This window comes from Streptomyces sp. NPDC007901 (genome assembly GCF_042959465.1).
GTDB lineage: Bacteria > Actinomycetota > Actinomycetes > Streptomycetales > Streptomycetaceae > Streptomyces.
Genome location: NZ_JBIBKW010000009.1, coordinates 182,635 through 196,319, shown reverse-complemented (window position 1 = coordinate 196,319; position 13,685 = coordinate 182,635). Strand labels below are relative to the sequence as shown.

12 protein-coding genes are annotated in these 13,685 nt (G+C 74.6%); 11 read left to right on the top strand and 1 reads right to left on the bottom strand.

Features of this window, described 5'->3' with window-relative positions:
- The first annotated feature begins 88 nt into the window (after nt 1-88).
- From ACFZDK_RS28510 to ACFZDK_RS28470, 9 genes are all read left to right on the top strand, one after another.
- Complete coding sequence (locus ACFZDK_RS28510; protein WP_390976765.1) at nt 89-937, top strand: inositol monophosphatase family protein; 849 nt, start codon at nt 89-91, stop codon at nt 935-937.
- Nucleotides 938-1,022: 85 nt separating this feature from the next.
- Entirely contained in the window at nt 1,023-2,432 is a 1,410-nt protein-coding gene (locus ACFZDK_RS28505; RefSeq protein ID WP_390976764.1) for an FAD-dependent oxidoreductase, read from the top strand.
- Nucleotides 2,429-2,938 (top strand): O-acetyl-ADP-ribose deacetylase, encoded by a 510-nt coding sequence (locus ACFZDK_RS28500; protein WP_390976763.1) that lies wholly within the window; start codon nt 2,429-2,431, stop codon nt 2,936-2,938. The genes ACFZDK_RS28505 and ACFZDK_RS28500 overlap by 4 nt, the downstream gene beginning before the upstream one ends.
- 137 nt (nt 2,939-3,075) lie before the next feature.
- On the top strand, nt 3,076-4,029 hold the full coding sequence (locus ACFZDK_RS28495) for a YhjD/YihY/BrkB family envelope integrity protein (protein ID WP_390976762.1): 954 nt from the start codon (nt 3,076-3,078) through the stop codon (nt 4,027-4,029).
- Between the two features lie 101 nt (nt 4,030-4,130).
- Nucleotides 4,131-5,504, top strand: coding sequence for a hypothetical protein (locus ACFZDK_RS28490; protein ID WP_390976761.1), 1,374 nt, complete (start codon nt 4,131-4,133; stop codon nt 5,502-5,504).
- Between the two features lie 548 nt (nt 5,505-6,052).
- Nucleotides 6,053-8,725: a LuxR C-terminal-related transcriptional regulator gene (locus ACFZDK_RS28485; RefSeq protein ID WP_390976760.1), complete on the top strand. Its 2,673-nt coding sequence runs from the start codon at nt 6,053-6,055 to the stop codon at nt 8,723-8,725.
- A gap of 134 nt (nt 8,726-8,859) precedes the next feature.
- Nucleotides 8,860-9,057, top strand: coding sequence for a hypothetical protein (locus ACFZDK_RS28480; RefSeq protein ID WP_355729719.1), 198 nt, complete (start codon nt 8,860-8,862; stop codon nt 9,055-9,057).
- Between the two features lie 123 nt (nt 9,058-9,180).
- Nucleotides 9,181-9,651, top strand: a complete 471-nt coding sequence (locus tag ACFZDK_RS28475; protein WP_390976759.1) for an SHOCT domain-containing protein — start codon at nt 9,181-9,183, stop codon at nt 9,649-9,651.
- Nucleotides 9,652-9,684: 33 nt separating this feature from the next.
- Complete coding sequence (locus ACFZDK_RS28470) at nt 9,685-10,119, top strand: hypothetical protein (RefSeq protein WP_355729717.1); 435 nt, start codon at nt 9,685-9,687, stop codon at nt 10,117-10,119.
- A 51-nt stretch (nt 10,120-10,170) separates the two neighbouring features.
- On the opposite strand, the gene ACFZDK_RS28465 is transcribed toward ACFZDK_RS28470, so the two are convergent.
- Nucleotides 10,171-11,037: a LysR substrate-binding domain-containing protein gene (locus ACFZDK_RS28465; protein ID WP_390976758.1), complete on the bottom strand. Its 867-nt coding sequence runs from the start codon at nt 11,035-11,037 to the stop codon at nt 10,171-10,173.
- Nucleotides 11,038-11,211: 174 nt separating this feature from the next.
- Here ACFZDK_RS28465 and ACFZDK_RS28460 point away from each other — a divergent pair, with 174 nt between their 5' ends.
- On the top strand, nt 11,212-12,111 hold the full coding sequence (locus ACFZDK_RS28460) for an NAD-dependent epimerase/dehydratase family protein (RefSeq protein ID WP_390976757.1): 900 nt from the start codon (nt 11,212-11,214) through the stop codon (nt 12,109-12,111).
- Nucleotides 12,112-12,217: 106 nt separating this feature from the next.
- Nucleotides 12,218-13,684 carry an AlkA N-terminal domain-containing protein gene (locus ACFZDK_RS28455; protein ID WP_390976983.1) on the top strand — a complete coding sequence of 489 codons (1,467 nt, stop codon included), beginning with the start codon at nt 12,218-12,220 and terminating at the stop codon, nt 13,682-13,684.
- The last annotated feature ends 1 nt before the right edge of the window (nt 13,685 follow it).

The window sequence follows — 13,685 nt, the reverse complement described above, 5'->3', positions numbered from 1 at the left end:
GTCTCCGGCACCGCCTGTTCGTCCGCATTCCATGTCCCGTACATCGATCCGGCGGGGATTGTCAGTGACCCGTGTTCTTATGGGAGGCATGATCGAAGCAACGGAGACCATCGACGAGTTTCTCCTGCAGCACGCCGGTGACGTCGAGGACGCGATCCGCAAGGCGGCCCGCACCGAGATACTGCCCCGCTGGCGCCGGCTCGCCGACCACGAGGTCGACCAGAAGAGCGGGCCGCACGACCTGGTGACGGACGCCGACCGGCTCGCCGAGCGGTACCTCACGGGAGCGCTCGGCGCCCTGCTGCCCGGCTCCGTCGTGGTCGGCGAGGAAGCGGTGCACGCGGACCCGTACACCTACGAGGCGCTGCAGGACGACGCGCCGGTGTGGATCGTCGATCCGGTGGACGGCACCCGGCAGTTCGTGCGTGGCGAGGACGGCTTCTGCACGCTGGTCGCGCTCGCCCACCGGGGCGTCCTGCTCGCCTCCTGGACGTACGCCGCGGCCCGCGACCAACTGGCCACGGCGGTACGGGGGAAGGGCGCCTTCCTCGACGGCGAGCGGCTCGACTCCGGTTCGCCCGCCCCGGATCGGGACCTGCACATCGCCACCTCGCACCCGGACTACACGACCGACGCGCAGAAGCGCGCGCTGCACGCCCTGTGGGTCGACGGCATCGCGCCGCGCGCCTGCGGCTCGGCGGGACTGGAGTATCTCGCCGTCGCCCGGGGCGAGTTGGACGCCACCGCGTTCTCCTGGGAGGCCGCCTGGGACCACGCGGCCGGGCTGCTCCTGGTCGAGGAGGCGGGCGGCGCCCACCTCACCCTCGCCGGTGAGCCGTTCCGCATCACGGGCGGCAACGCCCTGCCGTTCACCGCGGCCCGTGACGCGGCCACCGCCCACCGGGTGGCGGACCTGCTGCGGAACCCGGTCTGGTAACCCCGAGCGAGGGCGGTGTCAGTCCCGCGGCATATCCTGAAGCCGAGTGGCCATCGGCTGACGAAGGGGTCCGAAGGTGCCGTCGATGCTCGATGCGGTCGTGGTGGGGGCGGGGCCGAACGGCCTGACGGCCGCCGTGGAGCTGGCCCGGCGCGGTTTCTCGGTCGCCCTCTTCGAGGCGAAGGACACCGTCGGCGGCGGCGCCCGCACCGAGGAGCTCACGCTCCCCGGGTTCCGCCACGACCCGTGCTCCGCCGCGCACCCGCTCGGCATCAACTCGCCCGCGTTCCGCGCCCTCCCGCTGGAGCGCTACGGCCTGGAGTGGCTGCACCCCGAGCTGCCGATGGCGCACCCCTTCCCGGACGGCCGCGCCGCCGTGCTGGCCCGCTCCGTCGCCGAGACGGCGGCCTCCTTCGGACCCCGTGACGCGGGCACGTACCGCAGGCTGGTCGAGCCGTTCCTGCCCCGGTGGGACACCCTGGCCCGGGACTTCATGTCCCTGCCGCTGACCGCACTGCCCCGCGACCCGGTCACCCTCGCCCGCTTCGGCCTGGTCGGGCTGCCGCCCGCCAGCCTGCTGCTGCGCCGCTTCCACGACGAGCGGGCCAGAACGCTGTTCGCCGGGCTCGTCGCCCACGTCATGGCCCCGCTCAGCGGCTTCGCGACCGGCGCCGTCGGCCTGGTCTTCGCGCTCGCCGCGCATGCCCGCGGCTGGCCGGTGGCCCGCGGCGGCTCCCAGTCCATCTCCGACGCCCTCGCCGCGTACCTCAAGGACCTCGGTGGCGCGATCCACACCGACTACGAGGTCAAGCGCCTCGACGACCTCCCGCCCGCGCGGTCGTACGTCTTCGACACCTCGCCCACCGCCCTCGCCCGCATCGCCGGCCTCGGCAACTACTACCAGGGCTACCGCTACGGCCCCGGCGTCTTCAAGATCGACTACGCGCTGGACGGCCCCGTTCCCTGGACGGCCCCGGAGGCCCGTCGCGCCGGGACCGTGCAGATCGGCGCCGACAGCAAGGAGATCGGCACCGCCCTGCGCGCCGCCTCCCGCGAGGGCCGCGCCCCCGACCGGCCGTTCATGATCACCGTGCAGCCCGGGGTCGTGGACCCGTCCCGCGCCCCCGAGGGCAAGCAGGTGTTCTGGGCGTACGCCCACGTGCCCAGCGGCTGGACCGGCGACCTCACGGACGTGATGGAGCGTCAACTGGAGCGTTTCGCCCCGGGGTTCCGGGACCTGGTCCTGGCCCGCGCCACCGCGGGCCCGGCCGAACTCGCCGCCCGCAACGCCAACTACGTCGGCGGCGACATCGGCACCGGAGCGGTCTCCGGCCTCCAGATCCTGCTGCGCCCCAGACTCTCCCTTTCCCCCTACGGCACCCCGCACCCCGCCGTCTTCATCTGCTCGTCGGCCACCCCGCCGGGCCCGGGCGTGCACGGCATGTCCGGGCACAACGCGGCGAAGGCGGTGTGGAGGAGGCTGAGACAGTCATGACCCGCATCACGTTCGTCCAGGGCGACATCACCCGGCAGACCGCCGACGCCATCGTCAACGCGGCCAACTCCTCCCTGCTCGGCGGCGGAGGCGTCGACGGCGCCATCTACCGGCGCGGCGGCCCCGCGATCCTGGCGGAGTGCCGCAAGCTCCGTGCCGGCCACTACGGCAAGGGCCTGCCCACCGGACAGGCGGTCGCCACCACGGCCGGGGAACTCGACGCGCAGTGGGTCATCCACACCGTCGGCCCCGTCCACTCCGGCACCGAGGACCGCTCCGCCCTGCTCGCCTCCTGCTACCGCGAGTCACTGAAACGCGCCGACGAACTCGGCGCCCGCACGGTCGCGTTCCCCGCCGTCTCCACCGGCGTCTACGGCTGGCCCATCGACGACGGCGCCCGCATCGCCGTGACGACGGTCCAGGAGACGGACACCGCCGTCGAAGAGGTCCGCTTCGTCCTCTTCGACGCCCACGCGTACGAGGCGTTCGCCCGGCGGCTGGCCTGAGACGGGTGGGGCTCGGAGGGGTTTGACCGGCGTCGCCCTAAGACGAGGCAGGTGACCGGCGGCTGCCCTGCCGGCAGGCACAGGGTGCCGCCCCGTCGTACGCCCCTCACTCTGGACGGCAGGGAAAGGAGCGGGCCATGCCGGTCGGTGGGCGGGAGCGGGGCGGCGGGTCGCGGTTCGGTGTGTCCCGGTGGCGGGAGCGGACCGCCCGGCTGGTGGTCGCCGCGAAGGCCGCGCACCGGCGGGCGGAGGCCCGGTTCCCGATCCTCACGCACCTCGCGGACCGGGTGGTGTCCGTGAACCTCTTCGACACCGGCACCCGGCTGGCCGCCCAGTGCTTCCTCGCCGCCGTTCCGCTCCTCTTCGTGTTCGCCGCCTACGCCCCGCCGGCGGTCCGGGACCAGCTCATCCGTTCCATGCGCTCGGTGTTCGGACTGACCGGTCCGGCCGACGCCCAGCTCCAGCAGCTGATGCAGCCCCAGGCCGAGAACCTGCGGGAGACCACCGGTGTGATCGGCGGGCTGATGGTGCTGATCTCGGCCACCGCCGTCAGCCGGGCCGTGCAACGGCTCTGCAAACGCGCCTGGGAGCTCCCCCGGGCAGGCACCCGGATCGCCCCCTGGCGCTGGGTGGCCTGGCTCGGGCTCTGGATCGGCGCCCTCCTCCTGCAGGGCGCACTGCACGACGGCTTCGGCCTGGGCCCCTGGCTGGGCATCCCGGTCACCCTCGCCTGCCAGACCGGCCTGTGGTGGTGGACCCAGCACCTGCTGCTCGGCGGCCGCATCACCTGGAAACCGCTGCTGCCCGGCGCCCTGATCACGGCGATCGCGCTCACCGCCCTCACCGTGACCGCCCGGCTGTACATGCCGCTGGCGCTCGACCGCACCCTGGCCGAGTACGGCTCCCTGGGCTCGGTGTTCGTGCTCCTGACCTGGCTGATCGTGGTCTGTCTCGCGGTCACCGGCAGCGTCAGCGCCGGCGCGGTCCTCGCCCAGGAGCCGTTCCTCGCACGCCGCCTCGGCAGCCCGCCGCCGCTCCGGGAACGGGACGCGCGGACGGCGGGGACGACGGGGACGGCGCGGACGTCCTGACGCCGGGGGCCCGTCGCCCGTTCGGCCCGCCGGGGAGCGCGGCCGGGCGCCCGGACTGAGGCAATGGGGAGGACCATCCATCCCCGTACCCCGGAGGTCTCGTGGCCGAGTCGCCCGCCCCGCAGACCCCCGCCCCGGACGCCGCCGGGGGCGGGACCGGGCCGGACGGGCACCGGGGCCGCACCGCCGGCCGGATCGCACGCACCGTCTCCTCGGCCGTCCTCACCGTGCTGACCTGCGTTCTGGTGCCCGTCGCCCTGCTCGCGGTCTGGGTGCACGACATCGCCCTGGACACCGACCGGTATGTGGCCACCGTCGCCCCGCTGGCCACGGAACCCGCCGTCCAGGACGCGGCCGTGCACCGGATCACCGAGGCCGTGGGCGCCCATGTGGACGGCCCCCAGGTCGCCGGGGACCTCGCCGGCTGGCTGCAGTCCAAGGGCCTGCCGCCCCGGGCCGCCGACGCGCTCCGGGGCCTCGGCCCGCAGATCGACGCCGCCGTCGACCAGACGGTGACCAAGATCGCCACGCGGGTGGTGCGGAGCGACGCCTTCGCCGACCTGTGGCGCACCGCCAACCGCGCCGCCCACCAGGCCGTCGACCACGCCCTGACCGGACAGGGCCGGGGCGCCGTCGGGGTCAGCGACGGCACGGTCACCCTCGACCTGGGCACGGCCGTGGACCGGGTGAAGCAGGAACTGGTCGACGCCGGTCTGAAGCCCGCCGACCGGATCCCCCAGGTGGACAAGCAACTGGTGCTCTTCCACTCCGACCAGCTGGCCAAGTTCCGCAAGGGCGCGCACCTCCTCGACATCGTCGGGAACTGGTTCCCCGTCCTCGTCGTGCTGCTCGGCGCCGCCGGCGTGTTCCTCGCCCGGGGCCGGCGCCGGGCACTGGCCCGCACCGCGCTGGGCGCCGCCTTCGCCTGCCTGGTGGTGGCCGTGGGCCTGGTCGTGGCCCGCCGCTACTACCTCGACCACCTGCCGCCCCAGGTGCAGTCCAAGGCGGCCGCCGCAGCCGTCTTCGACACCCTGCTGCGGTTCCTGCGGGTCAGTCTGCGCACGGCCGTCGTGCTGGGCGTGGCCATCGCCCTCGGCGCGTACCTCATCGGCCCGGGACGGCTGCCGGTCGCCCTCCGGGGCACGTCGGAGCGTACGGCGGACTCCGCGGCCCGCTGGGCGGCCGCCCACCACGTCCGCACCGGGCGGGCCGGAACCTGGGCGCTCGCCTACCGCCGCTGGATCACCCTCGGCGCGCTGCTGATCGTCGCCCTGGTCTTCGCCCTCTGGAACCACCCGACCGTCCTCACGGTCCTGCTGCTGGCGCTCGTGCTCCTCGCCGTCCTGGCCGTCCTGGCCCTGCTGGCGGCAGGCGGCCGCGTCCCGGACGACGCCGAACCTGCCGGACCGACCGCACCCGGCGAGCCCGGCGCATCCGGGGGGCCCGGCGCACCCGGGGGGCCCGGCGGTCGGTAGTGACGGCCGGGCCACCGGGGTCCGAGGGCTCCCGTACGGTCACGTGCATCCGGCCGCCCCTGTGGTCCCGCCGTCCCCGGCGTGCCCGGCCCGCTCGGTGTGCTCGGCGGTGGGCAGTGGCGGCCGTGGCCACCGGGGTCTGAAGGCTCCCGTACGGTCCCGTGCAGCCGGCCGCCCCTGTGGTCCCGCCGTCCCCGGCGTGCCCGGCCCACTCGGTGTGCTCGGCGGTGGGCAGTGGCGGCCGTGGCCGCCGGGGTCTGAAGGCTCCTGCATGGCCCGGTGCATCCGGCCGCCCCTGTGGTTGTGCCGCCCCCGCGTGCCCGGCCCGCTCGGTGTGCCCGACGGCCGGTAGGGACGGCCGTGGCTGCCGGGAGCTGCGGCTCCCGTACGGCCTCATGACCCCGCACAGCCCCATGCCCCCCCGCACCTGCCCTGCTCCCCCCCCGGCCCGCCCGCCCCGCCCCGCCCCTCCCGCGCCCTGCGCGGACGCGGCATCGCTGGGATCCTGATCGCGTGGAGTTCCGACCACGGCCGGCCGGACACGGGTGGTGATCTCTGTGGCCGCGAGGGACGACAGCACGCGCGGACCGGCGCTCGGGTACGCCGATCCGCTGGGGGAGCCGTTTCTCCGTACCCGGCTCGCGGTACCGGCCAGGCCCGCCACGTTCGTCCGCAGGCCCAGGCTGACCGCGCACCTCGACCAGGCCCTCGACACACCGCTGACCCTGGTCAACGGGGCGGCCGGTGCGGGCAAGACCCTCCTCGTCGCCGACTGGGCGGCCGGACTCGGGCAGCCGGTCGCGTGGCTCACCACCGAGGCCGGCGACCAGGGCCCCGGCATGTTCTGGGCCTATGTGCTGCACGCCCTGCACACCGCCGGAACCCCGCTGCCCGCCGGACTCGCCGGCCCCGGGGACGTCAGCGGGGACGTCGGCATGGTCGGCAACCGGCTGCTCGCCCGCCTCGCCGACGAGCTGGGCGGACGCGACCGGCCCGCGATCCTGGTCCTCGACGAGTTCGACCGGATGGCCGCCCCGGAGACGGCCGAGCAGCTGGAGTTCGTGCTGCACCACGCCGGGCGGGGGCTGCGGCTGGTCCTCGTCACCCGTACCGAACCCCTGCTGCCCCTGCACCGCTACCGGGCGGCGGCGGCCATGACCGAGATCCGCAACGACGAACTGGCCTTCACCCCCGAGGAGGCCGCCGATCTGCTGGCCCGGCACGGCCTGCGGCTGCCCGACCAGGCCGCCCGCGCCCTGGTGGAGCGCACCCGGGGCTGGGCGGCTGGGCTGCGTCTGAGCGCCCTCGCCGCCCAGCAGAGCACGGACCCGGAGGCGTACCTGAAGGAGTTCGAGGCCGGGCACAGCGTCATCGCCGACTTCCTGCTCGCCGAGGTGCTCACCCGGCAGCCGGCCGGGACCCAGGACCTGCTGCTGCGGGTCAGCGTCCTGGACCGGTTCTGCCCCGAACTGGCCGAGGCGCTGACCGGCCGCCCCGACGCCGGGCCGCGCCTGGCCGGGCTGTGCCGCCAGAACGCCTTCGTCGAGGACCTCGGACACTCCTGGTACCGGCTGCACCCGCTGTTCGGGGAGATCCTCCGGGTCCATCTGCGGGCGGGCTCGCCGGGGCTCGAACCGGAACTGCACCGGCGCGCCGCCTGCTGGCTGCGGGCCCACGGCGCCGTCCCGGAGGCGCTGGCCCACGGCGCGGCGGCGGCCGACTGGGAGTTCACCGCCGGTGCCGTCGTCGACGACCTGGCGATCGGCCGGCTCCTCACCGGCCCGCGCGCCGACGACCTCGCCGAGCTGTTCGCCGGGATGGGCCCGGAGGCTTCGGGCGCGGCCGTGGAGCTGGTGCGGGCGGCCCGTGAGCTGTCCGGGCACGACCTCGACCGCGGCCTCGCCCACCTCGGCCACGCCGAGGAAGACCCGGCTCCGGGTGCGTCGGCCGCCGCGAGTCGGCTCAGCCAGGTGCTCCTGGAGTCCCTGGCGGCCCGCCTGACCGGCGCCCCCGGCCGCGCCGAGCACGCGACGGCGACGGCCGAGGACCTGCGCCACGAGGTGCCCGCCCGGCTGCTCGCGAAGCATCCGGAACTCACCGCCCTGCTGCTCAGCCACCTGGGCTCGGCCCGGGTGTGGGCCGGGCACCTCGACGAGGCGCGCGCCGCCCTGGACGAGGTGGCCGGGCTGCCCGCCGATGCCGCGACCCAGCTGCCCCGGGAGGACTCCCTCGGGCACCTGGCGCTGCTCGACTACTTCGAGGGCCGCCTCGGCAGCGCGGAGAGCCGGGCGCTGGCCGCGGCGGACCTGACCCGGCACTGCGGCGGACGTCCGTTCCCCGGCGCCGGACTCGGCCAGTTGGTGCTGGCCGCCGTGGCCGTGGACCGCGACGAGCTGGGGCGGGCCCGGGCCCTGCTGGACGAGGCCGCCGAGTCCGGTCCGGGTTCCGGCGTGCCCGACCCGGTGACCGAGGGCTGCCGGGCCCTGGCGACGGCCCGGCTGCTGCTGGCGCTCGGCGACACCGAGGCCGCCGCGAGCGCGGCCGTCCCGGCCGTGCGGACGCAGATGCCCTCGCCCTGGGTGCGGGCAGGCGCGGACCTGGCCGCCGCGGCCGCCCGGCTTGCCGGGGGCCGCTCCGACCGGGCCGCCGAGGTGCTGGACGGGACACCCTGCCCCGGCGTGCCCGTGTACACGGCGGAACTGGCGTGGGCGCGGCTCGCCGCCGGCCGGCGCGAGGAGGCGGTCGAGACGGCCGTCCGGCTCTGCTCGGAAGGCGGCACCGGTCCCGGGGTCACGGTCCGCGCCACCCTGGTGCGTGCCCGCGCCGCGGCCGAGGCGGGGGACGACGACACCGCCCGCAAACTGCTCGCCAGGGCGCTCCTGGAGGCCCGCCAGGACCGGCTGCGGCGCCCGTTCCTGGACGCCGGACCGCGGATCCGGCACCTCCTGGACCTGCCACCGCTGCACGGCCTGGCCGCCGGCTGGCTGTACGGCGACGGCCCTGGCGCCGATCCCGCGCCCCTGCTCGTCGAGGAGCTCAGCGGACGCGAACGCGAGGTGCTGAGCCGGCTGGCACAGATGATGTCCACCCAGGAGATCGCCGCAGACCTGTACGTCTCCGTGAACACGGTGAAGACGCACCTCAAGAGCGTCTACCGCAAGCTCGGCGTGGGCCGGCGCGGCGACGCCGTACGCCGGGCCCGCGAGCGCGGACTGCTGTGATCCACGGCGCGGACTGCTCTGACCCGCCCGGGGCCCCGGATCCCCGGATCACCTGTGCCGGGTGAGGCCGGCCGGCCCCCGCCGGGCGCACGATCGCGGGACAGACCGCAGCACACCGCGGCGGGAGACGGCTCATGCACTACGAGATCCGCGTCGAAGGGACCATGTCGGAGACGCTCACCCAGGCCTTCCCGGAACTGGAACACGTGACGATGTCCGGCCAGACGGTCCTGTTCGGTCCGGTCATCGACGAGGCGCAGCTGTACGGCCTGTTGAACCGCTGTCTGTCGCTGGGGCTGCGAGTCGTGGAGATGCGCCGCCGGCCGGAGTGACGCCGTCGGGTTCCGGCCCGCGCACGATCACCCGCACCGGGTGAGGAAGCCCGGCGTTCGTCGTGCGCACGCTGAGACGGCAGAGCGCGGCCGACCGGCCGATGCCGTGGACGGAGGACACAAATGAGCGCGCAGAACTACCTCGCGTACGACTATCCGCTGCTGAGCGCCTTCTGGACCATGCTGTGGCTCTTCCTGTGGATCATGTGGCTCGTCCTGCTGTTCCGCGTCATCGTGGACATCTTCCGGGACGACACGATGGGCGGCTGGGCCAAGGCCGGCTGGCTGGCCCTCTGCATCGTGGTCCCCTTCCTGGGCGTCCTCGTCTACGTGATCGCCCGCGGCAAGGGCATGGGGCAGCGGGAGATCGCCCAGGCCCGCGACCAGCAGAAGGCGTTCGAGTCGTACATCCGGCAGACCGCCCAGAGCGGTACCGGCCCGACCAGCAGCGTCGACGAACTGGCCAAGCTCTCCGAGATGAAGTCCCGCGGTGACATCTCCGACGAGGAGTTCCGCAGGGCCAAGCAACTGGTCCTCAGCGACGCCGGACCGGCCGGACGCCCCGGCTCGGTGCCCACCGCCCACGGGCGCTGAGCACCCCCTCCGAGAACGAATCGAGGCAGCCGTATGACCGCCACACACCCCGCGCACCACCCGCGCCAGCACACCGCCAAGATGCAGTGGGCCGGAGGACTGACGGCCTTCGCCGCCGTCATGCTGATGCTCGCCGGACTGCTCGCCGTGTTCCGGGGCATCATGGCGATCGCCCAGGACGACGTCTTCGTCACGACCCCCAACTACGTGTTCAAGTTCGACCTCACCAGCTGGGGCTGGATCCACCTGGTCCTGGGTGTGATCGCGGTGGCCGTCAGCATCGGCCTGTTCCAGCCGGCCGCGTGGGCGCGCGGCGCCGGCGTGGCGATCGCCGCGCTGGTGATCATCGCCAACTTCCTGTCCCTGCCGTACTACCCGGTGTGGTCCGTCGTGATGATCGCGCTGTCCGGATTCATCATCTGGGCGCTCTGCGTGGCCCGCGGCGACGACTCCACGGACACGGCCTGATCCTCCGGGGCCCCGGCAGCCGCCCTCGCGTACCGCGCGGGCGGCACCGGCCTAGGCGGCGTAGGCGGGGACCAGATGGGTCTCGGCCGCGCGGTGGAACGTCGGGAAGAGGGGGTGGCGGTCACCGGCCCGGGTGGCCAGGACGACCTGGACGGGGTCCGCGTCCTCGATCGGGACGACGGCGATGTCCGGCCGGAGATTGCCCCGGAACCCGGCCGGCGCCAGGGACACCACCTCGCCGCTCGCGACCAGCTCCAGCTTGTCCTCCAGCGTGTCCACCAGGGCGCCCAGGTTGGTGTGGCCGGGCGGGTTCGCCCCGGCGCGGTCGGCGCCGGCGAAGCGGGGGAGCGGCTCGTCGGCGAAGTCGGCGAGGGCGACCGACTCCTTGCCGGCCAGCCGGTGGCCGAGCGGCACCAGGAGCACCCGCGGCTCGTCGTAGAGGACCGTGATGTCCAGGTCGTCGGAGAGGAACAGGAACCGGGTCACCACCACGTCCACCCGGTGGTCCAGCAGCGCGGCGCGCGGTTCGCTCCAGTCCACGTGCAGGGTGCGGACGTCGGCCTCCGGATGGCGCTGGCGCAGTTCCCGCACGGCCGGGGTGACGATCTGGTGGGTGGTGTAACCGACGGTGAACGGGCCCTGCCCGGCGGCCGAGCGCGCGCTGGCGGCGGCCCGCCCCGCGGTCCGCAGCAGGTCCCGCGCCTGCGGGAGGAAGACCTCCCCGGCCTCGGTGAGCCGCGTCCCGCGCGGGGTGCGGTCGAGCAGCCGGGCGCCCAACTGCTGCTCCAGGCGCCGGATCTGACGGCTCAGCGAGGGCTGGGCGAGGTGCAGCGCGTCGGCCGCGCGACCGAAGTGCAACTCCTCGGCGACCACGGTGAAGTAGCGCACCAGGCGCAGCTCCAGGTCCACCGGAGGCACGGGGGATACGGGAGATTGGGTCACCCGTCGACTCTAACTCCCGCCCGCTGCTGTGAGCTGCGGTCATGACCGGACAGGCATCACCCGGTGCGGAACAGGTCTTGGACCGGCGGCCCGGGCCGGGCGCACGCTGAAGTCATCCCAGAACTCGCACTCTCCGTGAGGTGATCTGTCATGCGTGTGTTTGTCACCGGCGCCACCGGGTTCATCGGCAGCGCGGTGGTCCGCGAACTGCTCGGCGCCGGGCACCAAGTGCTCGGCCTCGCCCGCTCGGACGCGGCCGAGGCGGCCCTGAAGGAGGTGGGAGCGGAGGCGCACCGGGGCGACCTGAACGACATCGACGGGCTGCGGGTCGCGGCGGACTCGGCGGACGGCGTGGTCCACACGGGCTTCGTCCACGACTTCTCCGACCTGCACGGCGCCCTGCGCACCGAACTCGCGGCCCTGGCGGCCTTCGGCGACGCGCTCGCCGACTCCGGCCGCCCGCTCGTCATCAGCTCCGTGACCGGCCTGCTCACCCCGGGCCGGATCGGCACCGAGGCGGACGGGACCGACCCCGCCGCGCCCGGCGCGCACCGGGGCGAGTCGGAACGGGCCGCCCTCGCCCTGGCCGAGCGCGGGGTACGGGTCTCGGCGATCCGGCTCCCTCAGGTGCACGGAGCCGGCGACCACGCCTTCGTCCCGTATCTGATCGGCGTCGCCCGCGACAAGGGGGTCGCCGCCCACGTCGGTGACGGCACCAACCGCTGGTCGTCCGTGCACCGTTTCGACGCCGCCACCCTCTACCGCAAGGCCCTGGAGGCGGCCCCGGCCGGGGCCGTGCTGCACGCGACCGCCGACGAGGGTGTCCCGCTCCGCGCCATCACCGAGGTCATCGGGCGCCGCCTCGACGTGCCGGTCGTCTCCCTCGCCCGGGAGGAGGCGGCCGCCCACTTCGGCTGGATGGCGGCCTTCGTCGGCAACGACAACCCCACGTCGAGCGCCGCGACCCGGGAGCGCTACGACTGGCGGCCCGGACAGCCCGGGCTGCTGGCCGACCTCGACCAGGACCACTACTTCACCCAGGAGTCGTAGGGTTCTCGCAGGAGCCGTGGCGGCCCGGAGGTCAGCGCGCCTTCGTGTCGGATTTTCGCCAGCATCGGCCGCCTCGATGGCCGATGCTGGAGCCATGCAGAAAGCGATGCACCTCGACCGCGAGCACTGCGTACGGGCCGTGCAGTCGAAGGACGCGCGGTTCGACGGCTGGTTCTTCACGGCGGTCCTGACCACGCGGATCTACTGCCGGCCCAGCTGCCCGGTGGTCCCGCCCAAGCCCGAGAACATGACGTTCTACCCGAGCGCGGCCGCCTGCCAGCAGGCCGGCTTCCGGGCCTGCAAGCGCTGCCGCCCCGACACCAGCCCCGGCTCCCCGGAGTGGAACCAGCGCGCCGACCTGGTCGCCCGCGCCATGCGGCTGATCGCCGACGGGGTCGTGGACCGCGAGGGCGTGCCCGGCCTCGCCGCCCGCCTCGGCTACAGCCCGCGGCAGGTCGAACGCCAGCTGCTCGCCGAACTCGGTGCCGGTCCGCTGGCCGTCGCCCGCGCCCAACGTGCCCAGACCGCCCGCCTGTTGATCGAGACGACCGCCCTGCCGATGGCAGAGATCGCCTTCGCGGCCGGCTTCTCCTCGATCCGCACCTTCAACGACACCGTCCGCGAGGTCTTCGCGCTCGCCCCGAGCGACCTGCGTGCCAGGGCCCCGAAGAAGGCCGCGAGCGCCCCCGGCGCGCTGACCCTCCGGCTGCCCTTCCGCGCCCCCCTCAACCCGGACAACCTCTTCGGCCACCTCGCGGCCACCGCCGTACCCGGCGTCGAGGAGTGGCGGGACGGCGCCTACCGGCGGACCCTGCGGCTGCCGTACGGCCACGGCATCGTCGGCCTCACCCCGAAGCCCGACCACATCGCCTGCCGGCTCACCCTCAGCGACCTGCGGGACCTGCCCGTCGCCATCAGCCGCTGCCGCCGCATGCTCGACCTCGACGCCGACCCGGTCGCCGTCGACGACCAGCTGCGCGCGGACCCCTTCCTGGCACCGCTGGTGGACAAGGCGCCGGGACGCCGGGTGCCGCGCACAGTCGACGAGGCCGAGTTCGCGGTCCGGGCCGTACTCGGCCAGCAGGTCTCCACGGCCGCCGCCCGCACCCACGCGGCCCGCCTGGTCACCGCCCACGGCACCCCCGTGGACGACCCCGAGGGCGGCCTCACCCACCTCTTCCCGACCCCCGAGGCGCTCGCGCAGGTGTCCCCGGACTCCCTGGCGATGCCCCGCACCCGCCGCACCACCTTCACCACGTTGGTCAACCAACTGGCGGATGGAACACTCCACTTGGGGGTGGAGAGCGACTGGGCGGAAGCCCGCGCCAAGCTCCTCGCCCTCCCCGGCTTCGGCCCCTGGACCGTCGACGTCATCGCCATGCGCGCCCTCGGCGACCCCGACGCCTTCCTCCCCACCGACCTCGGCATCCGCCGCGCCGCCCAGGAACTCGGCCTGCCCGGCACCCCGGCCGCCCTCACGGCCCGCGCGGCGGCCTGGCGCCCGTGGCGCGCGTACGCCGTCCAGTACCTGTGGGCGACCGACAGCCACCCGATCAACTTCCTGCCCGTGTAAG